The organism is Klebsiella sp. 141161 (assembly GCF_050600815.1).
Lineage (GTDB): Bacteria > Pseudomonadota > Gammaproteobacteria > Enterobacterales > Enterobacteriaceae > Klebsiella > Klebsiella aerogenes.
Genome location: NZ_JAQIRN010000006.1, coordinates 322498 through 349488 on the forward strand (window position 1 = coordinate 322498; position 26991 = coordinate 349488).

General features: G+C 56.0%; 22 protein-coding genes. 13 read left to right on the plus strand and 9 right to left on the minus strand.

What is annotated here, in order from left to right; genetic code table 11:
• Positions 1-17: 17 nt before the first annotated feature.
• The 3 genes from fhuC to fhuB are packed head-to-tail and all read left to right on the plus strand — an operon-like array spanning position 18 to position 3684.
• Positions 18-815 carry a Fe3+-hydroxamate ABC transporter ATP-binding protein FhuC gene (gene fhuC / locus PGR79_RS17490; RefSeq protein WP_430922147.1) on the plus strand — a complete coding sequence of 266 codons (798 nt, stop codon included), beginning with the start codon at positions 18-20 and terminating at the stop codon, positions 813-815.
• Positions 815-1705, plus strand: a complete 891-nt coding sequence (gene fhuD / locus PGR79_RS17495) for a Fe(3+)-hydroxamate ABC transporter substrate-binding protein FhuD (protein ID WP_213794585.1) — start codon at positions 815-817, stop codon at positions 1703-1705. Before fhuC ends, fhuD begins: the two co-directional genes overlap by 1 nt.
• Complete coding sequence (fhuB, locus tag PGR79_RS17500) at positions 1702-3684, plus strand: Fe(3+)-hydroxamate ABC transporter permease FhuB (RefSeq protein WP_213794584.1); 1983 nt, start codon at positions 1702-1704, stop codon at positions 3682-3684. Before fhuD ends, fhuB begins: the two co-directional genes overlap by 4 nt.
• Positions 3685-3817: 133 nt before the next feature.
• On the opposite strand, the gene hemL is transcribed toward fhuB, so the two are convergent.
• Positions 3818-5098 carry a glutamate-1-semialdehyde 2,1-aminomutase gene (hemL, locus tag PGR79_RS17505; protein ID WP_045376565.1) on the minus strand — a complete coding sequence of 427 codons (1281 nt, stop codon included), beginning with the start codon at positions 5096-5098 and terminating at the stop codon, positions 3818-3820.
• A gap of 179 nt (positions 5099-5277) precedes the next feature.
• Between hemL and clcA the strand changes: the two genes are divergently transcribed.
• Both clcA and erpA read left to right on the plus strand, forming a co-directional pair.
• Positions 5278-6696, plus strand: coding sequence for a H(+)/Cl(-) exchange transporter ClcA (clcA, locus tag PGR79_RS17510; protein WP_075052432.1), 1419 nt, complete (start codon positions 5278-5280; stop codon positions 6694-6696).
• 81 nt (positions 6697-6777) lie between these two features.
• The gene (gene erpA / locus PGR79_RS17515; RefSeq protein WP_008807363.1) at positions 6778-7122 is read left to right on the plus strand and encodes an iron-sulfur cluster insertion protein ErpA; all 345 of its coding nucleotides are present in this window, start codon (positions 6778-6780) and stop codon (positions 7120-7122) included.
• A gap of 79 nt (positions 7123-7201) precedes the next feature.
• On the opposite strand, the gene PGR79_RS17520 is transcribed toward erpA, so the two are convergent.
• The 3 genes from PGR79_RS17520 to mtnN are packed head-to-tail and all read right to left on the minus strand — an operon-like array spanning position 7202 to position 9351.
• Complete coding sequence (locus tag PGR79_RS17520) at positions 7202-7825, minus strand: TRIC cation channel family protein (RefSeq protein ID WP_087860849.1); 624 nt, start codon at positions 7823-7825, stop codon at positions 7202-7204.
• Positions 7826-7859: 34 nt separating this feature from the next.
• Complete coding sequence (gene btuF / locus PGR79_RS17525; RefSeq protein WP_087860848.1) at positions 7860-8660, minus strand: vitamin B12 ABC transporter substrate-binding protein BtuF; 801 nt, start codon at positions 8658-8660, stop codon at positions 7860-7862.
• The gene (gene mtnN, locus PGR79_RS17530; protein ID WP_015704439.1) at positions 8653-9351 is read right to left on the minus strand and encodes a 5'-methylthioadenosine/S-adenosylhomocysteine nucleosidase; all 699 of its coding nucleotides are present in this window, start codon (positions 9349-9351) and stop codon (positions 8653-8655) included. Before mtnN ends, btuF begins: the two co-directional genes overlap by 8 nt.
• An 83-nt stretch (positions 9352-9434) precedes the next feature.
• Here mtnN and dgt point away from each other — a divergent pair, with 83 nt between their 5' ends.
• The 3 genes from dgt (at position 9435) to PGR79_RS17545 (ending at position 13857) form a co-directional block, all read left to right on the plus strand.
• On the plus strand, positions 9435-10949 hold the full coding sequence (gene dgt, locus PGR79_RS17535; protein ID WP_087860847.1) for a dGTPase: 1515 nt from the start codon (positions 9435-9437) through the stop codon (positions 10947-10949).
• Positions 10950-11090: 141 nt separating this feature from the next.
• Positions 11091-12524 carry a serine endoprotease DegP gene (degP, locus tag PGR79_RS17540; protein WP_087860846.1) on the plus strand — a complete coding sequence of 478 codons (1434 nt, stop codon included), beginning with the start codon at positions 11091-11093 and terminating at the stop codon, positions 12522-12524.
• A 175-nt stretch (positions 12525-12699) separates the two neighbouring features.
• Complete coding sequence (locus PGR79_RS17545; protein ID WP_087860845.1) at positions 12700-13857, plus strand: CdaR family transcriptional regulator; 1158 nt, start codon at positions 12700-12702, stop codon at positions 13855-13857.
• A gap of 37 nt (positions 13858-13894) precedes the next feature.
• Here PGR79_RS17545 and PGR79_RS17550 read toward each other — a convergent pair whose 3' ends face one another.
• The 5 genes from PGR79_RS17550 to map form a co-directional block, all read right to left on the minus strand.
• Complete coding sequence (locus tag PGR79_RS17550; RefSeq protein WP_430922151.1) at positions 13895-16882, minus strand: putative mucin/carbohydrate-binding domain-containing protein; 2988 nt, start codon at positions 16880-16882, stop codon at positions 13895-13897.
• 196 nt (positions 16883-17078) lie between these two features.
• Positions 17079-17465: a DUF3461 family protein gene (locus PGR79_RS17555; protein WP_015368173.1), complete on the minus strand. Its 387-nt coding sequence runs from the start codon at positions 17463-17465 to the stop codon at positions 17079-17081.
• Positions 17466-17572: 107 nt separating this feature from the next.
• Positions 17573-18397, minus strand: coding sequence for a 2,3,4,5-tetrahydropyridine-2,6-dicarboxylate N-succinyltransferase (gene dapD / locus PGR79_RS17560; RefSeq protein ID WP_430922153.1), 825 nt, complete (start codon positions 18395-18397; stop codon positions 17573-17575).
• A gap of 31 nt (positions 18398-18428) precedes the next feature.
• Complete coding sequence (gene glnD / locus PGR79_RS17565) at positions 18429-21092, minus strand: bifunctional uridylyltransferase/uridylyl-removing protein GlnD (protein WP_271031952.1); 2664 nt, start codon at positions 21090-21092, stop codon at positions 18429-18431.
• Positions 21093-21149: 57 nt separating this feature from the next.
• Entirely contained in the window at positions 21150-21944 is a 795-nt protein-coding gene (gene map / locus PGR79_RS17570; RefSeq protein WP_430922155.1) for a type I methionyl aminopeptidase, read from the minus strand.
• Positions 21945-22266: 322 nt separating this feature from the next.
• Between map and rpsB the strand changes: the two genes are divergently transcribed.
• From rpsB to ispC, 5 genes are all read left to right on the plus strand, one after another.
• Positions 22267-22992, plus strand: coding sequence for a 30S ribosomal protein S2 (rpsB, locus tag PGR79_RS17575; protein ID WP_004858107.1), 726 nt, complete (start codon positions 22267-22269; stop codon positions 22990-22992).
• A gap of 119 nt (positions 22993-23111) precedes the next feature.
• On the plus strand, positions 23112-23963 hold the full coding sequence (gene tsf, locus PGR79_RS17580; protein ID WP_015368168.1) for a translation elongation factor Ts: 852 nt from the start codon (positions 23112-23114) through the stop codon (positions 23961-23963).
• Positions 23964-24112: 149 nt separating this feature from the next.
• Positions 24113-24838, plus strand: a complete 726-nt coding sequence (pyrH, locus tag PGR79_RS17585; protein ID WP_004098747.1) for a UMP kinase — start codon at positions 24113-24115, stop codon at positions 24836-24838.
• 150 nt (positions 24839-24988) lie between these two features.
• Positions 24989-25546 (plus strand): ribosome recycling factor, encoded by a 558-nt coding sequence (gene frr, locus PGR79_RS17590; RefSeq protein ID WP_015368165.1) that lies wholly within the window; start codon positions 24989-24991, stop codon positions 25544-25546.
• A gap of 229 nt (positions 25547-25775) precedes the next feature.
• Complete coding sequence (ispC, locus tag PGR79_RS17595; RefSeq protein ID WP_087860843.1) at positions 25776-26960, plus strand: 1-deoxy-D-xylulose-5-phosphate reductoisomerase; 1185 nt, start codon at positions 25776-25778, stop codon at positions 26958-26960.
• Positions 26961-26991 lie beyond the last annotated feature (31 nt).

Here is a 26991-nt window from a genome sequence, read left to right on the forward strand (position 1 = left end):
AATATCAGGTTGTTGCTATGCAGGAACAGACTCCGCACTCTGAGACGACGTTTGCGTTAAATCGCGTGACCTTTCGCGTGCCTGGCCGCACGCTGCTTCATCCCCTTTCGTTGACCTTCCCGGCAGGAAAAGTCACTGGCCTGATAGGCCATAACGGTTCCGGCAAATCCACGTTACTGAAAATGCTTGGCCGCCATCAGCCGCCTTCCGAAGGCGATGTGCTGCTGGACGGCCAGCCGCTGGACAGCTGGAGCAGCAAGGCGTTTGCCCGCAAAGTGGCCTATCTGCCGCAACAACTGCCGGCGGCGGAAGGGATGACGGTGCGCGAGCTGGTGGCGATTGGCCGCTATCCGTGGCACGGCGCGCTGGGGCGCTTCGGCGTGGCGGATCGCGAAAAAGTAGAAGAGGCGATTGCGCTGGTGGGGCTGAAACCGCTGGCGCATCGGCTGGTGGACAGTCTTTCCGGCGGCGAGCGCCAGCGCGCGTGGATCGCCATGCTGGTGGCGCAGGACAGCCGCTGTTTGCTGCTTGATGAACCGACGTCGGCGCTGGATATCGCCCACCAGGTCGATGTGCTGGCGCTGGTGCATCGTCTCAGCCAGCTGCGCGGCCTGACGGTGATCGCGGTCCTGCACGATATTAATATGGCCGCCCGCTATTGCGATTATCTGGTCGCGCTGCGCGGCGGTGAAATGATCGCCCAGGGGACGCCCGCGGAGCTGATGCGCAGCGAAACGCTGGAGCAAATCTACGGCATCCCGATGGGGATCCTGCCGCACCCGGCGGGCGCAGCGCCGGTAAGTTTTGTCTATTGATGGAAAATTCGAACTTCTTCTCACGCCGGCGCCTGTTGACGGCAATGGCGCTGTCGCCGCTGCTGTGGCAGATGCGCGGCGCGCAGGCGGCGAACGTTGACCCGCAGCGCGTCGTCGCGCTGGAGTGGCTGCCGGCCGAACTGCTGCTGGCGCTCGGCGTTACGCCCTACGGCGTGGCAGACATTCCCAACTATAACCTGTGGGTCAATGAGCCGGCGTTACCCGCCTCGGTGATTGATGTCGGCCTGCGCACTGAACCCAATCTTGAATTACTGACGCAGATGAAACCGTCGTTTATCGTCTGGTCGGCAGGCTATGGCCCGTCGCCGGAAAAGCTGGCGCGTATCGCGCCCGGTCGCGGTTTCACCTTCAGCGACGGCAAACGGCCGCTGGCGATGGCTCAGCGTTCGCTGCTGGAAATGGCCGATCTGCTGGGTAAACAGCAGCAGGCGAAGCGCCATCTGGCGGAGTTCGACGCGTTGATGGAAAGCCTGCGTCCGCGATTTGCCGACCGTGGCGATCGCCCGCTGCTGATGATTTCGCTACTTGATGCCCGACATGTGCTGGTATTCGGCGAGAACTGCCTGTTCCAGGAAGTGCTCGATCGTTTTGGCATCAAAAACGCCTGGCGCGGTGAAGCGGCATTCTGGGGCAGTATCACCGTAGGCATCGATCGGCTGGCGGAATTTAAAGAGGCCGATGTTATCTGTTTCGATCACGGCAACGAACGGGAGATGGCCCAACTGATGGCGACCCCGCTGTGGCAGGCGATGCCTTTCGTGCGCGCGGGGCGTTTCCAGCGTCTTCCAGCGGTGTGGTTCTATGGCGCGACGCTGTCGGCGATGCATTTCGCCCGCGTACTGGCCGATGCGCAGGGGAGGGCGGTATGAAGGCGCGTTTCTCGCCGTTAGCCATTATCCTGTTGGTCGTGTTGCTGGTTGCCGCTTTCGCGCTGAGCATCATCAACCTTCAGGTTGCTTTACCTTACGCGCAGTGGCGTCAGGCGCTGTGGCAGCCGGATAGCGATAATATCGCCCAGATGCTGTTCCATTACAGCTTGCTGCCGAGGCTGGCTGTATCGTTGCTGGTCGGCGCCGGACTGGGGCTCGTTGGCGTACTGTTCCAGCAGGTGCTGCGTAACCCGCTGGCGGAGCCGACCACGCTCGGCGTCGCCACCGGCGCGCAGCTTGGAATGACGGTGACGACGTTATGGGCGATCCCAGGCGTGCTGGCGTCGCAGTTTGCCGCGCTGGCAGGCGCTTGCCTGGTCGGCGCGCTGGTGTTCGGCGTCTCGTGGGGCAAACGTCTGTCGCCGGTGACGCTGATTCTGGCCGGCCTGGTGGTGAGTCTCTATTGCGGCGCGGTCAATCAGCTGATGGTGATTTTCCATCACGACCAACTGCAAAGCATGTTCCTGTGGAGTACCGGTACGCTGACGCAGACCGACTGGAGCGTGGCGCAGCGCCTGTGGCCGCAGCTGCTTGGCGGCGCGATGTTGACGCTGCTGTTGCTACGCCCGTTAACGTTGATGGGGCTGGATGATGGCGTGGCGCGGAATCTCGGGCTGGCGCTCTCTCTGGCGCGCCTTGGCGTCTTGACCCTGGCGATAGTAATAAGCGCGCTGCTGGTCAACGCGGTCGGTATTATCGGCTTTATCGGTCTGTTCGCGCCGCTGCTGGCGAAAATGCTCGGCGCCCGCCGCCTGCTATCGCGGCTGGTGCTGGCGGCGCTACTTGGCGCGTTGATCCTGTGGCTTTCCGACCAAATTATTCTCTGGCTCAGCCGGGTATGGCGGGAGGTGTCGACCGGGTCAGTCACCGCGCTGATTGGCGCGCCTTTATTACTGTGGCTGCTGCCGCGGCTGCGTAGCATCAGCGCGCCGGTGATGAATGGCGGCGATAAGGCGTTGATTGAGCGCCGCAACGTGCAGTGGTTCGCGCTGGGCGGATTGGCGCTGATGCTGTTGGCGGTAACCGCCGCGCTGACCTTTGGCCGCGATGCGCAGGGGTGGCAGTGGGCCAGCGGCGATCTGCTGGAGCAATTAATGCCATGGCGCTGGCCGCGGGTGTTCTCGGCGCTGTTCGCCGGGGTGATGCTGGCCGTCGCGGGTTGCATCATTCAACGCCTGACCGGTAACCCGATGGCCAGCCCGGAAGTGCTGGGTATCAGCTCTGGCGCGGCGTTCGGCGTGGTATTGATGCTGTTCTTTGTGCCGGGCAACGCCTTTATCTGGCTGCTGCCAGCCGGCAGTCTTGGCGCGGCGGCGACGCTGCTGGTTATCCTGGTTGCCGCCGGGCGCGGGGGATTCTCGCCGCACCGGATGTTGCTGGCGGGGATGGCGTTGAGTACCGCCTTCACCATGCTATTGATGATGTTGCAGGCCAGCGGCGATCCGCGAATGGCGCAGATTCTGACGTGGATGTCCGGTTCGACCTATAGCGCGACGCCGGAGATGGTGCTGCGTAGCGGGGTGGTAATGCTGGCGCTATTGGCGCTGGTGCCGCTCTGCCGCCGCTGGCTGACCATCCTGCCGCTCGGCGGCGAGGCGGCGCGAGCGGTGGGAATGGCGTTGACGCCATCGCGTATTGGGTTGCTGCTGCTGGCGGCGAGCCTGACGGCAACGGCGACGCTAACCATTGGGCCGTTAAGTTTCGTTGGTTTAATGGCGCCGCACATTGCGAGGATGATGGGATTCCGCCGGACGATGCCGCATATGGTCATTTCCGGGCTGATTGGCGGGATGCTGCTGGTGTTCGCCGATTGGTGTGGGCGAATGATAATGTTCCCTTACCAAATCCCGGCAGGTTTGTTATCGACGTTTATCGGCGCGCCGTATTTTATCTATTTGTTGAGAAAGCAGAGCCGCTAACGATCCCGATTGTCTCAACATCCCGGTGGCGCTAGCGCCACCGGGGCTACGGCTCTGTGCGATTTGCTAGCCCGGACAAGGCGCAGCGAGCCGCCTCCGGGAAAATCCCTGCGCCACCAGGCATTCAAGTACCTTACAGCTTGGCAAACACCCGACGCGCGGCGTCGATAGTGTTGTTGATATCCTCTTCGCTATGGGCGACGGACATAAAGCCGGCTTCAAACGCCGACGGGGCGAGGTAAACCCCTTCTTCCAGCATCAGGTGGAAGAAACGCTTGAAACGTTCAACATCGCACTTCACCACGTCCTGATAGCAGGTGACGGTTTCGGCATCGGTAAAGAAGATACCGAACATGCCGCCGACATTATTCACCACCAGCGGGATCCCGGTTTCGCGCGCCGCGTTCAGCAGGCCATCCGCCAGTTGATTGGTCAGCTCGGTCAGGGTTTCATGCACGCCCGGCTGCGCCACTTCGCTTAAGCAGGCGAAGCCTGCGGCCATGGCGATAGGGTTGCCTGACAGCGTACCGGCCTGGTATACCGGACCGGTCGGCGCCAGCGCGTCCATGACCTCGCGGCGGCCGCCGAAAGCGCCCACCGGCATACCGCCGCCGATGATTTTACCCAGACAGGTCAGATCCGGCTCCACGCCGTAATAAGACTGGGCGCCGGCCAGCGCGACGCGGAAGCCGGTCATCACTTCGTCAATAATCAGCAACGCGCCGAATTCGTCACACAGCGCGCGCAGGCCTGGCAGGAACTCCGGCTGCGGCGGAATGCAGTTCATATTGCCGGCCACCGGTTCAACGATGATACAGGCGATATCCTGCGGATACTGCTCAAACGCCGCGCGAACCGAAGCAAGATCGTTATAGGTGCAGGTCAGGGTATGCTTCGCGAAATCGGCCGGTACGCCCGGCGAGTTCGGCTGGCCGAGGGTCAGCGCGCCGGAGCCGGCTTTCACCAGCAGGCAGTCGGCATGGCCGTGGTAGCATCCTTCAAACTTGATGATTTTGTCGCGGCCGGTGAAGCCGCGCGCCAGGCGAATGGCGCTCATGGTGGCTTCGGTGCCGGAGTTTACCATGCGCACCATATCCATGGTCGGTACCAGTTCAGTAACCAGTTCCGCCATTTTGACTTCCATTTCGGTTGGCGCGCCGAAGCTTAACCCGCGCTCTGCCGCTTCAATCACCGCGTTACGAATGGCCGGGTGGTTGTGACCCAGCACCATTGGGCCCCAGGAACCGACATAATCGATATAAGCTTTACCATCGACATCGTACAGGTAGGCGCCATCCGCACGTTCAATAAACAGCGGGGTGCCGCCGACGCCAGTAAAGGCGCGGACCGGCGAGTTGACGCCGCCGGGGATAAGTTCGCGGGCGGCGTTATACAGATTTTCAGATTTGCTCATGGCCAGGATCCTGGTTCGTGAATAAAGTTATCGGGCTATTCTAAGTTATTCCATGAAGGTTATGAAAGTTTTGCCCAATTGAAACATTAAGTAGACGAAACAATTTTTTGGCGACGCGCGGCGCGGAGGCGGCTAGAATGCCTCTCTTCTCATTTGTATTACCAATAAATGATAATGGCATGAAAGCAGAAACTCCCTCTTTTGAAGCACATCAGTTTGTTCGCGTACGCCGTAGCGATGCGGTCCGCCGGTTAATTCAACGCGACAAAACGCCGCTGGCGGTATTGTTGATGGCGGCGGTGGTCGGCACGCTGGCCGGGCTGGTGGGCGTGGCGTTTGAAAAGAGCGTGAACTGGGTACAGAACCAGCGAATTGGCGCCCTGGTGCAGGTGGCGGACCACTGGTACCTCGTCTGGCCGCTGGCCTTTATCCTGTCGGCGCTGCTGGCGATGGTCGGTTATTTTCTGGTGCGCCGCTTTGCGCCGGAAGCCGGCGGTTCCGGGATCCCGGAAATCGAAGGCGCGCTGGAAGAGCTGCGCCCGGTACGCTGGTGGCGCGTGCTGCCGGTAAAATTTATCGGCGGTATGGGAACCCTGGGCGCCGGGATGGTGCTGGGGCGCGAAGGGCCGATGGTGCAGCTTGGCGGTAATATTGGGCGCATGGTGGTGGATGTGTTTCGTCTGCGCAGCCCGGAAGCGCGGCACACGCTGTTGGCTACCGGTGCGGCATCGGGCCTCTCCGCGGCCTTCAACGCGCCGCTGGCGGGGATCCTGTTTATCATCGAAGAGATGCGCCCGCAGTTCCGCTACAATCTGATTTCAATTAAAGCCGTGTTTACCGGCGTGATCATGTCGAGCATTGTATTTCGCATTTTTAACGGCGAAGGGGCGATTATCGAAGTCGGCAAGTTAAGCAATGCGCCGGTGAATACCCTGTGGCTGTATCTGGTGCTGGGCATGATTTTCGGCTGTTTCGGGCCATTGTTTAATACCCTGGTGCTGCGGACGCAGGATATGTTCCAGCGCCTCCATGGCGGCAATATCAAAAAATGGGTGTTGATTGGCGGGCTTATCGGCGGGCTGTGCGGCCTGCTGGGTCTGATGCAGCCGACCGCGGTGGGCGGCGGTTTTAACCTTATCCCGATCGCCGCTGCCGGCAACTTCTCGGTTGGGCTGCTGCTGTTCATTTTTATTGCGCGTGTCATCACCACGTTGCTGTGCTTCTCTTCCGGCGCGCCGGGGGGGATTTTCGCTCCGATGCTGGCGCTCGGCACGCTGCTGGGGACGGCATTCGGCATGGCTGCCATCCCGCTGTTTCCGTCCTATCATCTGGATGCCGGTACCTTCGCTATCGCCGGGATGGGGGCGTTGCTGGCGGCTTCGGTACGCGCCCCGCTTACCGGGATTGTGCTGGTGCTGGAGATGACCGATAACTATCAGCTCATTTTGCCAATGATTATTACTTGCCTTGGGGCAACACTATTGGCGCAGTTCCTCGGCGGTAAACCTTTGTATTCGACCATTCTGCAGCGTACTCTGGCGAAACAGAAGGCCGAAGAGGCGGCGAAAGCGCAGCAGGTACCCCGGGAGAATACTTGAACGATTTACCAGGGTATTAGATAATGGCTCAAAAGGTCCGGTTATTCTTTAATCGGCCGGAAGTATTAATGGGAGCAAAAAATGAGTGATGACGTAGCGTTGCCGCTGGAGTTCACCGAAGCCGCAGCGAACAAAGTAAAACATCTGATTGCGGATGAAGACAATCCGAACCTGAAACTGCGCGTGTACATCACCGGCGGCGGTTGCAGCGGTTTCCAGTATGGCTTCACCTTTGACGATCAGGTCAACGAAGGCGATATGACTATCGAGAAACAGGGTGTCGGCCTGGTGGTTGACCCAATGAGCCTGCAGTATCTGGTTGGCGGCGCCGTCGACTATACCGAAGGTCTGGAAGGTTCGCGTTTCATCGTGACCAACCCGAATGCGAAAAGCACCTGCGGCTGCGGCTCCTCGTTCAGCGTTTAAAGGTAGTCACACTAGCTCTTTGCCACAGAGAGCAACGAATACGAAAAACGGTAACCATGAGGTTACCGTTTTGCTTTTATTACCGTCCGTTATCATCCAACGCAAAGGTCGGCAGCTTGAGGTGCCAGCGAATCGCCGCCAGGCGTATTACCAGCGTCACCACCATGCCTAACATCGCCGAGTTTTCCAGCGACAGCTGAAAGGTGTAGTGCGCCGTCGCGTGCACGATACCGCCGACAATGCAGGCGGTGGCATAGATTTCGGTGCGCAGAATCATCGGAATTTCTCGCGCCAGCACGTCGCGGATAATCCCGCCGCCGACGCCGGTGACCACGCCCATGCAAATAGCTACCAGCGGGCCGGTATGGGCAATAAAGGCTTTATTCACGCCGATGCCGACAAACACCGCCAGGCCGACGGCATCTAATACCGGCAGTACCCATTTCGGCATGCGCCGCGGCTGGCGTACCAGCAGAATCGTTAACATACTGGTGACCATCGCCACGACCAGATCGGTAGGGTCCTTAACCCAGAACACCGGGCCATTGGCCAGCGCCATATCGCGGATCGTCCCGCCGCCCACGGCGGTAACCACGCCTAATACCAGCACGCCGAAAGGGTCCATGCGTAATTTTCCCGCCAGCAATACGCCGGAGATAGCAAATACGGCTGTGCCAATAATATCCAGCCAATAGACAAGCATCGTCAGTTCCCGCTATAAGCCTGCTGCCAGGCGGTTATTTTACCTGCTCAAGCGCAGTACAGAGTTGTTTTGCGGCAAGGATAATACGTGGGCCCGCGCGTTCAAACCAGTCGCTATGTAAGGCGATGAGCGAAATTGTGAGCTGATTTTGCCAATAGCGATCCACGGCGGGGATTTTACTGGCGTCGCCGGTGATGACGATAGCCTGCGGATGCCGTGACAGCACCTGTTCGCGGCTGACCTGCGGCCAGGGAACGCGGCTGGCGGCAAAAATATTTTCTCCGCCGCACAGGCTCAATACTTGATTCTGGATCGAGGCGCTGTTGCTGGTGAACAGCGGGTTGGCGCCGAACTGCAAAAATACGCGCTTTTTCGGCACGGTGGCATAGCGGGCTTTTAGCGCCTGGTAATCGTCTTGCATCGCCTGCGCGGCCTGACGGGCTTTTTCCGGCTGCGGGCTCCACGGCGCCAGCATCCGCAGAGCGCTAATGATTTGCTCAATCGAACCCGTTTCGACCCAGATAACCTTGATTCCCAGTGAACTGAGCTGATTGACCTGGCGTTCGGCATTGCCGCCGCGCCACGCCAGCACCAGATCGGGCTTCAGAGCGACAATACGTTCAAGGTTCATTCCCTGCCAGCTGGCGACTTGTTCGATTTTAGCCGCGGCGGGAGGGTAGTCGGAATAACTGCTGACGCCGACCGGCGTAATGCCGGCAGCAAAGGCCAATTCGGTGTTGGCCGGGGAGAGCGTCACCACCCGCGGCGCGGCGAAAAGCCACGCCGGGGCGAGTAACAGCAGGGCGGTTAACGCCTTCTGTAGCGACTTAGCCACGCGCCAGGTTCTGCACCAGATTTTCCACCATCAGGGTGGACTGCTTGGCGGCAACGGCGAGGAACTCGTCGAAGCTGAGATGCGACTGCTGGTCAGCGACGTCAGAGATTGCTCGTACCACCACAAATGGAATACTGAAGTTATGGCAGACGTGGGCGATGGCAGTCGCTTCCATCTCTACGGCAACGGCCTGCGGGAAGTTGTGGCGGATTTTCGCCAGCCCTACCGAGCCGTTGATGAATGCGTCACCGCTGACGATCAGCCCGCGAACGGCGTTGAGATTCAGCGCTTTGATGCAGGTTTCCGCGGCGGCAATCAGTTTGTCATCAGCTTTGAAACCCGCCGGACAGCCCGGCAGTTGGCCGTATTCATAGCCAAACGCGGTGACGTCGGCATCGTGATAACGCGCTTCGTCAGAGACCACGATGTCGCCGACTTTTAGCGTCGGCGCCAGACCGCCCGCGGAACCGGTATTGATAATCACATCCGGCTTGCAGCGCTCCAGCAACAGGGTCGCGCCCATGGCGGCTGCCACTTTACCAATGCCGGATTTCAGCAGAGCAACCTCGGTACCGTGAAGTTGGCCGGTATAGATTTCGCTACCGCCGATAGAGATAGTCTGGCGGTTCTCGATTTTGTCGCGCAGAAGGGTAACTTCTTCTTCCATGGCGCCAATAATGCCAATTTTCATAGATTTACTCGCGATGTGTCAGGATTAGCTGCATAGTCTATCATGCGCTTAAGGGGAAGCGTATTGCTCGCGCGGGAGAGGCTATGGCAAATATTGATTTTCGCAACAAGATTCACTGGCGTCGGCGCTACCGTTCGCCGCAGGGTGTAGAGACGGAACGCGAGATCCTGCGGGTGTTTGAAAGCGATCGCGGGCGCATTATCAATTCACCGGCCATCCGCCGCCTGCAGCAAAAAACCCAGGTCTTTCCACTTGAGCGTAACGCGGCGGTCCGCACCCGGCTCACCCATTCGCTCGAAGTCCAGCAGGTCGGGCGCTACATCGCCAAAGAGGTGCTAAGCCGCCTGAAAGAGCAAAAGCTGCTGGAATGCTACGGTCTGGATGAACTGAGCGGCCCGTTTGAAAGCGTGGTGGAGATGGCCTGCCTGATGCACGATATCGGCAATCCGCCATTTGGACATTTTGGCGAGGCGGCAATTAACGATTGGTTCAGCAAACGGCTGGCGCCGAAAGATGCCGCCAGCCAGCCGTTAAGCCAGGATCGCTGCCAGGTTGACGCGCTTCGTCTGCACGACGGCGAAGGGTTGCTCAACGAACTGCGGCGTAAAGTGCGTCAGGATTTGTGCTGCTTTGAAGGTAATGCGCAGGGGATCCGGCTGGTGCACACGCTGATGCGTATGAATCTGACCTGGACCCAGGTCGGCTGTATCCTCAAATATACGCGACCGGCGTGGTGGCGGGGAGAGACGCCAGCCAGCCATAGCTATTTAATGAAAAAGCCTGGTTATTATTTAGCCGAAGAAGAGTATATCGCGCGGCTGCGTAAAGAATTGGATCTGGCGCCTTACAATCGTTTCCCATTAACGTGGATTATGGAAGCTGCCGATGATATCTCATATTGTGTTGCTGACCTCGAAGATGCGGTGGAAAAAAGGATATTCAGCGTGGAGCAATTGTATCAGCATCTGTATGACGCATGGGGCGTTCATGAAAAAGGATCGCTGTTCGCACAAGTCGTAGAAAACGCGTGGGAGAAATCGCGCGCTAATTCACTCAGCCGCAGCACTGAAGATCAGTTCTTTATGTATTTACGGGTTAATACGCTGAATAAACTGGTGCCTTATGCGGCGCATCGATTTATCGAAAACTTACCGGCCATTTTTAGCGGCGACTTTAATCATGCGCTGTTAGAGGACGATAGTGATTGTAGTCAGCTACTTGAACTTTATAAAAACGTCGCCATAAAACAGGTGTTTAGCCATCCTGATGTTGAACAGCTGGAATTACAGGGCTACCGCGTTATCAGCGGGCTGTTGGATATCTACGAGCCACTGCTGAAATTATCGCTGGAGGAGTTCAGCCAATTGGTGGAACAAGAGCGGGTACGCAGTTTGCCTATTGCTTCGAGATTGTTCCAGAAACTCTCAACCCGACATCGGTTGGCTTATGTGGAGGCGGTAAATAAGCTTTCGCGCGATACCGAAGAATATCCCGTGCTGGAGTATTATTACCGTTGTCGATTGATTCAGGACTATATCAGCGGAATGACGGATTTGTATGCGTGGGATGAATATCGTCGTCTGATGGCGGTGGAATAAGTCTGAGTTTTGTAAAGACGGACAATAAATTTTTACTTTTACCGAAACTTAACTCTGGAACTTCGCGCTATAAAATGACTCTGAGAGTGCGTACACAGCAACTTTTTCGTTATCCGAAATTTGAAATTGAGATTGAAACCTATGAAAAAAACCACGTTAGCAATGAGTGCTCTGGCTCTGAGTTTAGGTCTGGCGTTGTCCCCGCTCTCTGCGAGCGCGGCTGAAACGGCTTCCTCGGCGACCACTGCGCAGCAGATGCCGAGCCTGGCGCCGATGCTGGAAAAAGTGATGCCGTCTGTGGTGAGCATCAACGTTGAAGGCAGCACGACTGTTAACACGCCGCGGATGCCGCGTAACTTCCAGCAGTTCTTCGGTGACAACTCGCCGTTCTGCCAGGACGGTTCGCCATTCCAGAGCTCCCCATTCTGTCAGGGCGGCGGCCAGGGCGCGCCTGGCGATAACGCGCAGCAGCAGAAATTTATGGCGCTCGGTTCCGGGGTCATCATTGATGCGGCCAAAGGCTACGTGGTGACCAACAACCATGTGGTCGATAATGCCACCACGATTAAAGTTCAGTTGAGCGATGGCCGTAAATTCGACGCGAAAGTCGTTGGTAAAGATCCGCGCTCCGACATCGCGCTGATTCAAATTCAGGATCCGAAGAACCTGACGGCGATTAAGCTTGCCGACTCTGACGCGCTGCGCGTCGGCGATTACACCGTGGCTATCGGTAACCCGTTTGGCCTCGGCGAAACCGTGACCTCCGGTATCGTCTCCGCATTGGGCCGTAGCGGCCTGAACGTGGAAAACTATGAAAACTTCATCCAGACCGATGCGGCTATTAACCGCGGTAACTCCGGCGGCGCGCTGGTGAATCTCAACGGTGAGCTGATCGGTATCAACACCGCGATCCTTGCACCGGACGGCGGCAACATCGGTATCGGCTTTGCTATCCCGAGCAACATGGTGAAAAACCTGACCGAGCAGATGGTCAAGTTTGGCCAGGTGAAACGCGGCGAACTGGGGATCATGGGTACCGAGCTGAACTCCGAGCTGGCGAAGGCGATGAAAGTCGATGCCCAGCGCGGCGCGTTCGTAAGCCAGGTGATGCCGGGCTCTGCGGCGGCGAAAGCGGGTATTAAAGCCGGCGACGTGATTACTACCCTGAACGGCAAGCCGATCAGCAGCTTCGCGGCGCTGCGTGCGCAGGTCGGTACGATGCCTATCGGCAGCAAAGTCGAGCTGGGCCTGCTGCGCGACGGCAAGCCGGTCAACGTTACCGTTGAACTCCAGCAGAGCAACCAGAACCAGGTTGACTCCAGCAGTATCTTTAACGGTATTGAAGGCGCGGAAATGAGCAACAAGGGCCAGGATAAAGGCGTGGTGGTGAGCAACGTGAAAGCGGGCACCCCGGCGGCGCAGATTGGTCTGAAGAAAGGCGACATCATTGTCGGCGCTAACCAGCAGCCGGTGAAAAACATCGCCGACCTGCGCAAAATCTTCGACGCGAAACCGTCTGTTCTGGCGCTCAATATTCAGCGTGGTGATACCTCTATCTACCTGCTGATGCAGTAACTGATACTAGCGTGAATGCCCCTTTCCCGGTATGGGAAGGGGGCTTTTTTATTCTACCCGCCGGTTCTGTGATTCCCGCCACAACTCCATACTTCTTTGTCATGCTTTGTGCATATGCACAGTGCGTCCTCTTCGTCACTCTTTTATGCTGATGCCCTGCTCAGGGGAGGGTTACATGGCTGGCTGGCATCTTGATACCAAAATGGCGCAGGATATCGTGGCGCGAACGATGCGCATCATTGATACCAATATTAACGTAATGGATGCCCGCGGGCGCATTATCGGCAGCGGCGATCGCGAGCGTATTGGTGAATTGCACGAAGGCGCGCTGCTGGTGCTATCGCAGGGACGGGTGGTTGATATTGATGATGCGGTTGCTCGCCATCTGCACGGCGTACGTCAGGGGATTAATCTGCCGCTGCGTCTTGAAGGGGAGATCGTCGGCGTAATTGGATTAACCGGCGAGCCCGAATCGCTGCGCAAGTATGGTGAGCTGGTGTGTATGACCGCGGAGATGATGCTCGAACAGTCGCGGCTGATGCATTTGCTGGCGCAGGACAGCCGCCTGCGTGAAGAACTGGTCATGAACCTGATTCAGGCGGAAGAAAATACCCCGGCGCTCAACGAGTGGGCGCAGCGACTGGGCATCGACCTCAATCAGCCGCGGGTGGTGGCGATGATTGAGGTCGATAGCGGCCAGCTTGGCGTCGATAGCGCGATGGCGGAATTGCAGCAGCTGCAGACGGCGCTGACCACGCCGGATCGCAACAACCTGGTGGCGATTGTCTCGCTGACCGAGATGGTGGTATTGAAACCCGCGTTAAATGCCTTTGGCCGCTGGGACGCCGATGACCACTGCAGGCGCGTTGAGCAACTGATTGCCCGTATGAAAGAGAACGGCCAGCTGCAGTTCCGCGTTGCGTTAGGTAATTTCTTTACCGGACCCGGCAGTATCGCACGTTCTTATCGGACCGCACGCACGACGATGATGGTGGGTAAGCAGCGAATGCCGGAGAGCCGCAGCTATTTTTATCAGGATCTGATGCTGCCGGTGCTGCTGGATAGCCTGCGCGGCGGCTGGCAGGCCAATGAGCTGGCGCGCCCGCTGACGCGGCTGAAGGCGATGGATAACAACGGCCTGCTGCGCCGCACCTTGCAGGCATGGTTTCGTCATAACGTGCAGCCGCTGGCCACGTCAAAGGCGCTGTTTATTCATCGTAATACCCTGGAGTATCGGCTCAATCGGATTTCGGAATTGACCGGGTTGGATCTCGGGAGTTTTGACGACCGTCTGCTGTTGTACATTGCATTGCAGCTGGATGAGCAACGCTAAAAACACTCCCGCCTGAGGCGGGAGTGGAAATGACGGACTACAGGCGCTGTAGCCCGCGAGCGGTCACTTGCCAGGTGACGGTATTGGACTGTTGCCAGCTATTGCCATTGAGCGGGTTAATAATAACGGAACGATTTCCCGCTTCGGCATGGAAGACTTCAATGGTATAGCCTTCCTCCAGCATAGCGGTATCAACATAGTCGCCCAGCTGCGACGATCCTTTGAACGACTGACGATACACCACCGAACCGCGCGTATTGTAGACATTGACCGTGGCGTATGTGGTCGTAAAGTGCTTGTTCGGCACCACTGGACTCGCGGTAAAGGTCAGCAGACTGTTACCAATATCCAGCTCCATCGCGGCAAAGCACACGTCATCATCGCCAAGCAGCTGCCAGCTGAAGCAATCGCCATACAGCGCGGTGGCCTCCTGAGTTTCCTCTTCTGTACCAGCGGCTTCCTCATCCGGCACATCATGTGCGAGCGCAAAGGCTTCGAGACCCGTTTTCACCACGCGCCAGCGGTTATGTTGCTTAAGGGGGACGGCGTTTTGGGTTGTGCCATTCGTGGCGCTGGAGCGGAATGCTTCATCATGGAAAATATCGATGATCATCCCTTCCGCGAGAGCGATAGTTTCACTGTTTGCCAGATTGTTAGTTGCGCCGGCATAGCTGCGTTGATAAACGACCGTATCGTTCTCGTCGCTGACCGTAATGCTGGCATAAGTATGGGCGACGTAATACGAGTGCGGCGTACCGGCCCGCGTGGCGACCGTCATCGCGCGCTGTTTATTATCAATAACGATCTGGCAAAACTCGTTATTGCCCCGACCGCGGAGATTGAGCGTCACGCTTTTGCCCGTCAGCTCGCCAGGATCGTCATTAGCCAGGGGCAGGACATCGGCATAGGCTTTCAGCAAGCGGCTGCGTTGGGGTTCTTCAATATGAGGGAGCATCAGCCAGAGGTCGTTTTTACAGACGCACTCTTCCTGCGCTAGCAGCGAGGGCTGGCTCCGGATCGCCTGGGCGTTGTGCTCGAAAATAGCCTGTAAATCATCCGCCGGATTATTATTGAGGATAAAGTTATACAGACCATTATCATCAATGCGTATCAGCTGGTATTTCTCGCGTGCGACCAGCGTTAAATATCCGAGAGAAGCTTTCAGCCGTCCAGGTTCCACGTGAGTAATGTACAGGTGATAGTGAGGACTGAATGGGATAACGACTTTTCCTGTGGCGCAATTGGTACCGGTCATGTTGCGTTCAAATACTTTTTCCCCACTGGCGGAAAGTACGCTTACCGCAGCATACAATGCCCCAGGGTAGTAGCTGTGCGGCGTAGAGCTGGTGACATTAAGAATAAGCTGCTGATTTTCGTAATCGATATCAAGGCGGGCGAAAGGCGCGTCACTAAGCCCTAAAAAGGTTATTCTCACGTTACGTTCGCTGGTATCGTTTTGTGGAATGTAGTTAACGGTAACCGCGTTGGCGCCTTCTTTTACGGTGAGATAGCTGATGTCCGGGCGATATTTTTGTGACCGACCTTTTGGAAGCTCAATCTGATACACGCCAATTGGCATCTCTTTCAGGGTCAGGGCGTCCCCATTAATAACCAGTGAATAATGGTTACCGCAATTATCCTTGATAGTCAGCGTCTGACCGTAAATTTGCTCCGGATGATCGATATTCAGCGTCAGGGTTAGCGTCCCCGTTTTACCTAATATTGCCAGCTCGCTGTTATCCACCAGCCAGAAGAAGGAATCCAGCCCTAACTGCTGGCGCGCGCTATCCCACTCGCTTTGCGGCAGAAAACGATACAGTGGATAGAGCGGTTTTGTCGCCAGTGAAACGATATTTTCCCGGGTGGCGTGCTTCAGCGTTAAACCGCAGAGATCGATAAACGGCGTCACATCATATCCCGCAGAGGTAGCAATGGCGGTTGCCAGCATATCGGCAAGCTGATGATCGGTCGGCTGGAAGCCATCGCTGTTGGCGAGTTGGCGATAATTCTGGTTAAAGACGCGGAAAGCGTTGGCGCCTGCTTTGAATAACATCAGCATCAGGAATAGCAGGCGAGGACGCAAACCCCAACTGGTGACCGGCGTCTTATCGGTAATATAGTTTATCAACTGTGCTTCCTGCACGGCCAGCTGCCCATAGTTGTATAACCAGCCATCGGTATAGAGATGATTATCCTGACTCAGCGTGAGCTGTTGATAAAAGGAGGCGTAAATATTGTTCCACACTTCGCTGACGGACAGCGTGGGATCTTGCATAAATTTACCCTGATAGCCGTGGCCAATTTCATGCAGGATAACCCACTGCGTGGCGACGTTATCCAGCCAGCCTTCGCCCACCGTTGCGGCGGTTTGCGCGCACCAGCTGCTATTATAATAGGCCGCGCCGACGCCATGTTTATCCGCCCGCAGAAAATAGCGGTTAGCAACATCCTGATTCCATTGTGAATCTGGATTATTGCTTAGCCCGGCCCACTCGTTATAGCAGGTGAAAAGGTGATTATAGAAACGGTGTAATGCCGCTAATCCCGCTTTCAGCGCATTATCGCGGTCGGCATAGGGTAGCAGCAGGTTGATAACATCCAAATCAATCAGCGCGAACGATGATTTATTATTCTCCCAGCCAAGGAAAAACGCCTCTTCAGATTGCCCTGATTTCCAGCTGGGGAGCGGTTTCGTCGTCGCGGGTTGCTGGTAAACCACGGAGAACTCGCAGGGGCTGTCGGTAAATAATGTATCGATAAAAGGGACGGAATCGACGGTGGTGCTGATCGTTTTCCAATTGGTGGTCAGGGCGCAGGTTTTCTCCAGCGCGGTATCGTCGCAGAGCAGGCGCAGGGTCGAGATGCCGTTGCTGAGATCGGTTTGTCGAATTTGCAGTACGGTATTGGCGGGTAGAATAAACCCCAGCGCCTGACGATCGTGCTGCCGCCCTTTTTCAAAACCGGCTTTATCCAGCCAGGGGGCCGATGGCAGGGTATAACATTTTTGTTCAATTTCCTGTGTCATAGAGCTATCTCCTTTTAAGCGGAAACTGAACATAAACGAAATGAAATTTTAAGTAATTCATATGGATAGGGTTGTGATGTGAAATGATGTCAGTGAGGGATAACTGAGGTTTGCTGATGGCGAAGATGATCTACGGCTAAGGAAACAGGGGATGGGGCAGGGGAAGAGGGCCAGTCGCTGGCCCTATCAGGCTGATTTATTTACGCGTCAGCTTTTCCAGATCGGCTTCAATTTCGCTGATCTTATTGGTGACCACGCTTTCCAGATGGCGTAAATCGTCAAGGATCTTACGCTTGAGGTCGATTTCTGTGCGGTCGCGCTGGCAGAGCTGGTCCAGCTCGTCGATCACATATCGCAGGTTCGGGCTTATCTCCTGCACCTCTTTGTAGCCCTGACCGACGCCGTCGGCGACCACGGTTTTACGCTGGCGTGGGTATTTAAACTTCACGCTTTTGGCGAAGAATTCGCCTTTATCTTTCTGGAAATAGATCTTCAGGATGTCGTTGTTAGCTTCCTGGCGCAGGCTATAGCGATCGATTTCATCAGGATTGGTAATGCCAAGACTTTTCAGATTATCGTACATAACGGTACCTTTGATATCATCATAACCATTGAATAATTAACGAAAAAATCCATCTTCGCCAGCGTCAGATATAAAAAAAGCGGGATATCTCCCGCTTTTTGTTCTGCTTAGTCGATGGTGCGCAGCAGTTCGTTGATGCCGACCTTACCGCGGGTCTTCGCATCAACCTTTTTCACGATCACCGCACAGTACAGGCTGTATTTGCCATCTTTCGACGGCAGGTTGCCGGAAACGACAACCGAGCCCGCCGGCACGCGGCCGTAATGGACTTCACCGGTTTCGCGGTCGTAGATTTTGGTGCTCTGGCCGATGTACACGCCCATGGAGATTACCGCGCCTTCTTCAACGATAACGCCTTCAACGATTTCAGAACGCGCGCCGATGAAGCAGTTATCTTCGATGATAGTCGGGTTAGCCTGCAGCGGTTCGAGAACCCCGCCGATGCCAACGCCGCCGGACAGGTGAACGTTTTTACCGATCTGCGCACAAGAGCCGACGGTGGCCCAGGTATCAACCATGGTGCCTTCATCAACGTAAGCGCCGATGTTGACGTAGGACGGCATCAGCACGGTATTGCGTGCGATGAACGCGCCCTGGCGGACGGCAGCCGGCGGCACTACGCGGAAGCCTTCTTTCTGGAAGCGCGCTTCGTCGTAGTCGGCGAATTTCATCGGAACTTTATCGAAGTAGCGGCTTTCCGCACCATCGATAACCTGGTTATCGTTAATACGGAAAGAGAGCAGTACCGCTTTCTTCAGCCATTGATGCGTTACCCACTGACCATCGTTCTTCTCAGCGACGCGCAGCGCACCGGAATCCAGCAGGGCAATAACCTGGTTAACCGCTTCGCGGGTTACGGTATCCACATTTGCCGGCGTGATGTCGGCGCGACGCTCAAAGGCGGACTCAATAACGTTCTGTAACTGCTGCATTGTTTCTTTCCATTCACTTAAAAAAAATACGTTACCCTTTATCGTTTGGATTGAGGGCCTCTGTCAACCGTTGTTGCACTTCTTGTTGCAGCTCATTATTAAGGGCACGCCGGTCGGCGGTGGCGATTATAAATAAATCTTCTACTCGCTCACCAATTGTCGTAATTCGGGCTCCGTGAAGCGATATTCCGAGGTCGGCAAACACCTGGCCGACGCGGGCGAGCAGCCCTGGCTGATCGAGCGCAATGAGCTCAAGAAATGATTTTCTGTCGGTATGGGTCGGCAGAAAATTCACTTCAGTGGCGACGGAAAAGTGGCGCAGTTTCGCCGCCTGACGACGCGGGGCCGGCGGCTCCCAGCTGCGTTGGGTTATCGTCTGCTCCAGACCGTGACGAATCGCTTCGTGGCGATCGGCGGAAAGCGGGCTGCCGTCGGGTTCGAGGACGATAAAGGTATCCATCGCCATGCCATCGCGGGTGGTGAAGATCTGCGCATCGTGAACGCTGAGGTTGCGCCGATCCAGCTCGCCGCAGACGGCGGCGAACAGGTAAGGGCGGTCCGGACTCCAGATGAAGATCTCGGTGCCGCCGCGGGTGGCCCGTGAACTCAGCAGGATCATCGGCTTACTGAGATCGTGCTTCAGCAGGTTGCGGGCGTGCCAGGCGAGCTGATTCGGCGTGTGCCGCACAAAGTAGTTCGCCCGGCAGCGGTTCCAGATCTGGTGTAGCGCCTCTTCATTGATATTGTCCATGCGCAACAGCGCCAGCGCCTGCAGCTGATGGTGGCGTACGCGTTCGCGCATATCCGGCGTACTTTGCATACCGCGGCGCAGCTGTTTTTCGGTGGCGAAATAGAGTTCGCGCAGCAGGCTTTGCTTCCAGCTATTCCACAGCGTTTCGTTGGTGGCGCAGATATCGGCGACGGTCAGGCATACCAGATAGCGCAGTCGGTTTTCTGTCTGCACTTCTTCGGCAAACTGTTTAATGACCTCCGGGTCCTGAATATCGCGGCGCTGGGCGGTTACCGACATCAAGAGATGCTGGCGTACCAGCCAGGCGACCAGTTGCGTCTCCCGTGAATTGAGCCCGTGGAGCTCGGCGAATTTCAGCACGTCTTCGGCGCCGAGAATCGAATGGTCGCCGCCGCGGCCTTTAGCGATATCGTGAAACAGGGCGGCGATGAGGATAAGTTCAGGATGGGCCAGCCGCGGCCACAGCTCTACGCACAGCGGATGGCGGCTGCGGGTCTCTTCTTTCGCGAAGCTTTCCAGCTTTAACAAGACGCGTATGGTATGTTCGTCGACGGTATAGGCGTGAAACAGGTCGAACTGCATCTGGCCGACAATATGCGACCACTGCGGCATATAGGCCCACAGCACGCTGTGGCGATGCATCGGCAGCAGACCGCGACTCACCGCGCCCTGATGGCGCAGCATGCTGAGAAAGAGGGTTCGCGCCTCCGGGATATAGCACAGCGGCTGCGTCAGGTGGCGGCGCGCGTGGCGCAGATGACGCAGGGTGGTGGAGTAAATACCGGTGATGCTGCTGTTACGCACCATAATAAAGAACATCCGCAGAATCGCCTGCGGCTCGCGCATAAACAGGGTATCGTCACGCAGGTCTATCAGGGTGCCGCGCAGTTGGAAATCATCATCAATAGGCCGCGGCTTTTCGTTCTCGGTTAGCGCGAGGATCGCCTCGTCAAACAGCTGCAGCAGCATGTTGTTGAGTTCGCTCACCCGGCGCGTAACGCGGAAGAAATCTTTCATCATGTGTTCGATCGGCTGATTACCTTCGCCTTCATAGCCGAGGCGGTGGGCGACATTCAGCTGGCGATCGAAAAGCAGGCGGTTATCGTAGCGATTCACTTCAAGGTGCAAAGCAAAACGGATGCGCCAGAGCTGGTGCAGGCACTCGTTAAGCTCGTTGCGCTCGGCTTCGGTGAGGAAGCCGAAACCGACCATTTCATCAAGCGAGGTAGCGCCGAAGTGGCGGCGGGCCACCCACTGCAGGGTATGTATATCGCGCAGGCCGCCGGGGCTGCTTTTGACGTCAGGCTCCAGGTTGTAACTGGTGCCGTGGTAGCGCTGATGACGGACATTCTGCTCGTCAACCTTGGCGGCGAAGAACTTTTCCGACGGCCAGAAGCCGTCGCTAAAAATATGTTTTTGCAGTTCAAGGAACAGCGCGACGTCGCCGATCAGCAGGCGGGATTCAATTAAATTGGTGGCGACGGTGAGATCCGAAAGTCCTTCCAGCAAACACTCTTCGAGGGTGCGCACGCTGTGACCCACCTCCAGCTTGACGTCCCACAATAGCGTCAGCAGTTCGCCGACCTTTTGCGCCTGGTCGTCCGGCAGCTTTTTGCGGCTGAGGATCAGTAGATCGACGTCGGAGAGCGGATGCAACTCGCCGCGACCATAGCCGCCGACGGCCACCAGCGCCAGGTCGCAGACGGAGTCAAAACCGTAGTCGACCCACAGCCGCTGCAGCAACTGGTCGATAAACTCGGTGCGCGCCGCGATGAGCCGCTCTGCGGCGATGCCGTTATCAAACGCCTCTCCGAGCCAGTGCTGGAAGGTATCGATGTGCGCCTTGATTGCGGCACAGTTCAGATCGCCCTGCGGCCAGCTCACGGGATGTTCCGGCGGGATGGGCAGAAGGGGGGAAGCTGTGTCAGGGAAAGAGTTGCTCATCGCGTCACCATAAGAAAAAGCTATCTAATAAAAAAGCCGGCGGGCGCCGGCTTTTCATTATGCATCGTGCGAGATTATCGCCGGGATGGTGTCATCCTTGCGTAGCGTCAGAATTTCGCAGCCGTTATCGGTTACCACAATAGTATGCTCGTACTGCGCAGACAAGCTACGGTCTTTGGTTTTCACCGTCCAGCCGTCCTTCATGCTGCGGATCTCTTTCTTACCGGCGTTGACCATCGGTTCGATGGTGAAGGTCATACCCGGCTTGAGCACCACGTCGGTTTCCGGCGAGTCATAGTGCAGTACCTGTGGTTCCTCGTGGAAGCCGCGGCCGATACCGTGCCCGCAGTATTCACGTACCACGGAGAAACCTTCCGCTTCGATGAATTTCTGGATCGCCGCGCCGATCGCGCGCAGGTTAATACCCGGTTTGACCATCTTCAGCGCCAGATAGAGGCTTTCCTGAGTGATGCGGCACAGGCGCTCGCCGAGGATAGTCGGTTTGCCGACGATGAACATTTTTGAGGTATCGCCGTGGAACTCATCTTTAATCACGGTCACGTCGATATTGACGATGTCGCCGTCTTTCAGCAGCTTGCCGTCATCCGGGATGCCGTGGCACACCACTTCATTAATAGAGATACAGACCGATTTCGGGAAGCCGTGATAGCCGAGGCAGGCGGAGACCGCTTTCTGCTCATTAACAATGTAGTCGTTGCAGATGCGATCCAGTTCGCCGGTGCTGACGCCCGGTTTGACGTAGGGTTCGATCATTTCCAGCACTTCGGCGGCCAGACGGCCGGCAACGCGCATTTTTTCGATGTCTTCAGATGTCTTGATAGAGATAGCCATGGAATATGTCCAGCAGTGTCGATTTTTTCGACAATAATAGATTAAGTCCTGTCAATGGTAACAGTCCGGGTACGTTGGTGCCAAATTGAGAATCATTAACAGCACGCGACGTCAACAAGAGTTGGTGTCTGGCCAGGTTTTGTGGTATAAAGCGCGCCGGACTTCCGTTCCATCTCAGATACACAAGGATGGGCGTAAGCGACATACTCATATTGTGTAAATAACACACACGTATCGGCACATATTCCGGGGTGCCCTTTGGGGTCGGTAATATGGGATACGTGGAGGCATAACCCCAATTTAATCTATAGAGGTTTTAAACATGGCAACTGTTTCCATGCGCGACATGCTCAAGGCTGGTGTTCACTTTGGTCACCAGACCCGTTACTGGAACCCGAAAATGAAGCCTTTCATCTTCGGCGCGCGTAACAAAGTTCACATCATCAACCTTGAGAAAACTGTACCGATGTTCAACGAAGCTCTGGCTGAGCTGAACAAAATCTCTGCCCGTAAAGGCAAGATCCTGTTCGTTGGTACTAAGCGCGCTGCAAGCGAAGCGGTAAAAGAAGCTGCTAACAGCTGCGACCAGTTCTTCGTGAACCATCGCTGGCTGGGCGGTATGCTGACTAACTGGAAAACCGTTCGTCAGTCCATCAAACGTCTGAAAGACCTGGAAACTCAGTCCCAGGACGGTACTTTCGAGAAGCTGACCAAGAAAGAAGCGCTGATGCGCACTCGTGAGCTGGACAAGCTGGAAAACAGCCTGGGCGGTATCAAAGACATGGGCGGCCTGCCGGACGCACTGTTCGTTATCGACGCTGACCACGAGCACATCGCTATCAAAGAAGCAAACAACCTGGGTATCCCGGTATTTGCTATCGTTGATACCAACTCTGATCCGGACGGCGTAGACTTCGTTATCCCGGGTAACGACGATGCAATCCGCGCAGTTAGCCTGTACCTGGGCGCTGTTGCAGCTACCGTTCGTGAAGGTCGCTCTCAGGACCTGGCTTCTCAGGCGGAAGAAAGCTTCGTAGAAGCTGAATAATAAGGTTTAAGCCCTTATTAGTACCGTGTATGAATAGGGGCCAATTTTAGGCCCCTTTTTTCAATTTATGCTGTTTGGCCGCAGGCCGGGCAGTTTCCACATCTCCCGAGGATTTTAGAATGGCTGAAATTACCGCTTCCCTGGTAAAAGAGCTGCGCGAACGTACTGGCGCAGGCATGATGGATTGCAAAAAAGCACTGACTGAAGCTAATGGCGACATCGAGCTGGCAATCGAAAACATGCGTAAATCCGGCGCGATCAAAGCGGCGAAAAAAGCAGGCAACGTTGCTGCTGACGGCGTGATCAAAACCAAAATCGACGGCAACTACGGTTACATTCTGGAAGTTAACTGCCAGACTGACTTCGTTGCTAAAGATGGTGGTTTCCAGGCATTTGCTGACAAAGTACTGGACGCCGCTGTTGCTGGTAAAATCTCCGACGTTGAAGTTCTGAAAGCGCAGTTCGAAGAAGAACGTGTTGCCCTGGTTGCTAAAATCGGCGAGAACATCAACATCCGTCGTATCGCTATCCTGGAAGGCGACGTTCTGGGCAGCTACCAGCACGGTGCTCGCATCGGCGTTCTGGTTGCCGCTAAAGGCGCTGACGAAGAGCTGGTTAAGCAGCTGGCAATGCACGTTGCTGCAAGCAAGCCGGAATTCGTTAAGCCGGAAGACGTTTCTGCTGAAGTAGTAGAAAAAGAGTACCAGGTTCAGCTGGACATCGCGATGCAGTCCGGTAAGCCGAAAGAAATCGCAGAGAAAATGGTTGAAGGCCGCATGAAGAAATTCACCGGCGAAGTTTCTCTGACTGGTCAGCCTTTCGTTATGGAACCGAGCAAATCTGTTGGTCAGCTGCTGAAAGAGCACAACGCCGACGTTACTGGCTTCATCCGCTTTGAAGTGGGCGAAGGCATCGAGAAAGTTGAGACTGACTTTGCAGCAGAAGTTGCTGCGATGTCCAAGCAGTCTTAATTTTTAAAAAAGGAGCCGCCTGAGGGCGGCTTCTTTTTGCGCCTCTCTTGTAAAATCAGCCAATCGCTTATAGTGACTGCGCTGAACGATGGCATACAATGTCGTCAGAATTAACTCATCTCAATCGTTGACAGTCTCAGGAAAGAAACATGGCTACCAATGCAAAACCCGTCTACAAACGTATTCTGCTGAAGTTAAGTGGCGAAGCTCTGCAGGGTTCAGAAGGCTTCGGTATTGATGCAAGCATACTTGACCGTATGGCTCAGGAAATCAAAGAACTGGTTGAACTGGGTATTCAGGTTGGCGTAGTGATTGGTGGCGGTAACCTGTTCCGTGGTGCTGGTCTGGCGAAAGCGGGTATGAACCGCGTTGTGGGCGACCACATGGGCATGCTGGCAACGGTCATGAACGGCCTGGCAATGCGTGATGCGCTCCATCGCGCCTATGTGAACGCTCGCCTGATGTCCGCAATCCCGCTGAACGGCGTGTGCGACAACTACAGCTGGGCGGAAGCGATTAGCCTGCTGCGTAACAATCGCGTGGTGATCCTCTCCGCGGGTACCGGCAACCCATTCTTTACCACCGACTCCGCAGCCTGCCTGCGCGGTATTGAAATCGAAGCCGACGTGGTTCTGAAAGCGACCAAGGTTGACGGCGTGTTTACCGCTGACCCGGCGAAAGATCCTTCCGCTACCATGTACGATCAGCTGACCTATAGCGAAGTGCTGGATAAAGAGCTGAAAGTGATGGATCTTGCCGCCTTCACCCTGGCGCGCGACCACAAACTGCCAATTCGCGTATTTAACATGAACAAACCAGGCGCGCTGCGTCGCGTGGTCATGGGCGAAAAAGAAGGCACGTTGATTACGGAATAATTCCCGTCGGCGCTAATTCCGGGTAATATTCCGCTTTACTTTAGCGGGGAAGTTGCCCGGTTAATTGAATTAATCAGGACTATACTTAGCTCACTTTCGCAGTGGGCGACCGTGTGGTCTGTCTGAGACAAGTTTTCAAGGATTCGTAACGTGATTAGCGATATCAGAAAAGATGCTGAAGTACGCATGGAAAAATGCGTTGAAGCATTCAAAAACCAAATCAGCAAAATTCGCACGGGCCGTGCTTCTCCAAGCCTGCTGGATGGCATCATCGTGGAATACTACGGCACGCCGACCCCGCTGCGCCAGCTGGCAAGCGTTACGGTGGAAGATTCCCGTACGCTGAAAATCAACGTCTTCGACCGCTCTATGAGCCCGGCCGTTGAAAAAGCGATTATGGCGTCTGACCTGGGTCTGAACCCAAGTTCTGCGGGTAGCGATATCCGCGTTCCGCTGCCGCCGCTGACTGAAGAACGTCGTAAAGATCTGACTAAGATCGTGCGTGGCGAAGCTGAGCAGGCGCGTGTCGCCGTGCGTAACGTTCGCCGTGACGCGAACGACAAAGTTAAAGCTCTGCTCAAAGAGAAAGAGATCAGCGAAGATGACGATCGCCGCTCTCAGGACGACGTGCAGAAAATGACTGACGCCGCCATTAAGAAAGTTGATGCGGCGCTGGCAGAGAAAGAAGCGGAACTGATGCAGTTCTGATTTTCTGCCGCTACGCAGGCCCGGGGAATTCGGGGCTGCGTAAAGTCTGAAACGCCGTACAGAAGACCGTACGCTCAATATTTGGGATTGCGTTAAAATCGCTGGCCTTGTAGCCTTCCTTTTTATACCGAAGGTCATTCGCCGCCGTTTTAGCCCCGAGGATTGATGCGTAAAGGGCTTGCTGGCGGCGTTTTGCTTTTTATCCTGTCACAATTCTTCTGGACGTCTCATGAAGCAATTAACCGTTCTCGGTTCGACCGGTTCAATCGGCTGCAGCACGTTGGACGTGGTGCGTCATAATCCCGAAAGCTTTTCCGTCGCCGCGCTGGTCGCGGGGAAAAATGTCGACCGTATGGTTGAACAATGTCTGGAATTTTCTCCCCGATTCGCGGTGATGGATGATGCGCAAAGCGCTGAGCGTTTACGTACGCTGCTGCGTGAACAGGGCTGCCGCACCGAAGTGCTGAGCGGCAAGCAGGCGGCGGCTGATGTCGCGGCGCTGGATGAGGTCGATCAGGTGATGGCGGCCATCGTTGGCGCGGCCGGCCTGGCGCCGACGCTGGCGGCAATTCGCGCCGGCAAAACGGTACTGCTGGCGAACAAAGAGTCTCTGGTAACCTGCGGCCGCCTGTTTATGGACGCGGTTCAGCAGTATGGCGCTCGACTGTTGCCGGTTGATAGCGAACATAACGCGATTTTTCAGAGTTTGCCGGAAACAATTCAAAACCATCTGGGATACGCTGACCTGACGCAGAACGGCGTCTCGTCGATTCTGCTGACCGGTTCCGGTGGTCCTTTCCGGGAAACGGCGATTTCTGAGCTGGCGGCAATGACGCCGGATCAGGCTTGCCGCCACCCGAACTGGTCAATGGGACGCAAAATTTCCGTTGATTCCGCCACGATGATGAATAAAGGGCTGGAGTACATCGAAGCCCGCTGGCTTTTTAATGCCTCTGCGCAGCAGATGGAAGTCATTATTCATCCGCAATCGGTGATTCACTCCATGGTTCGCTATCAGGACGGTAGCGTATTGGCGCAATTAGGCGAGCCGGATATGCGCACGCCGATCGCCCATACCATGGGCTGGCCGCAGCGTCTGAACTCCGGCGTTAAACCGTTGGACTTCTGTCAATTGAGCAACCTGAGCTTCTCGGCGCCGGATTACGATCGCTATCCGTGCCTCAAGTTGGCGATGGACGCTTTTGATGTCGGCCAGGCGGCGACGACGGCGTTGAATGCCGCTAACGAAGTCTCGGTGGCGGCGTTTCTGAATAGTGAAATCCGCTTTACCGATATTGCGGCAGTGAACCAGGCGGTGCTGGATAATATGGCGCTCAATGAACCGCAAAGCATTGATGAAGTGGTTGCAATTGATGCCGAAGCACGCGTCGCCGCACAGCGACAACTTCGATAACACATGGCGCAGGGGAGTCCCTACAACGCGT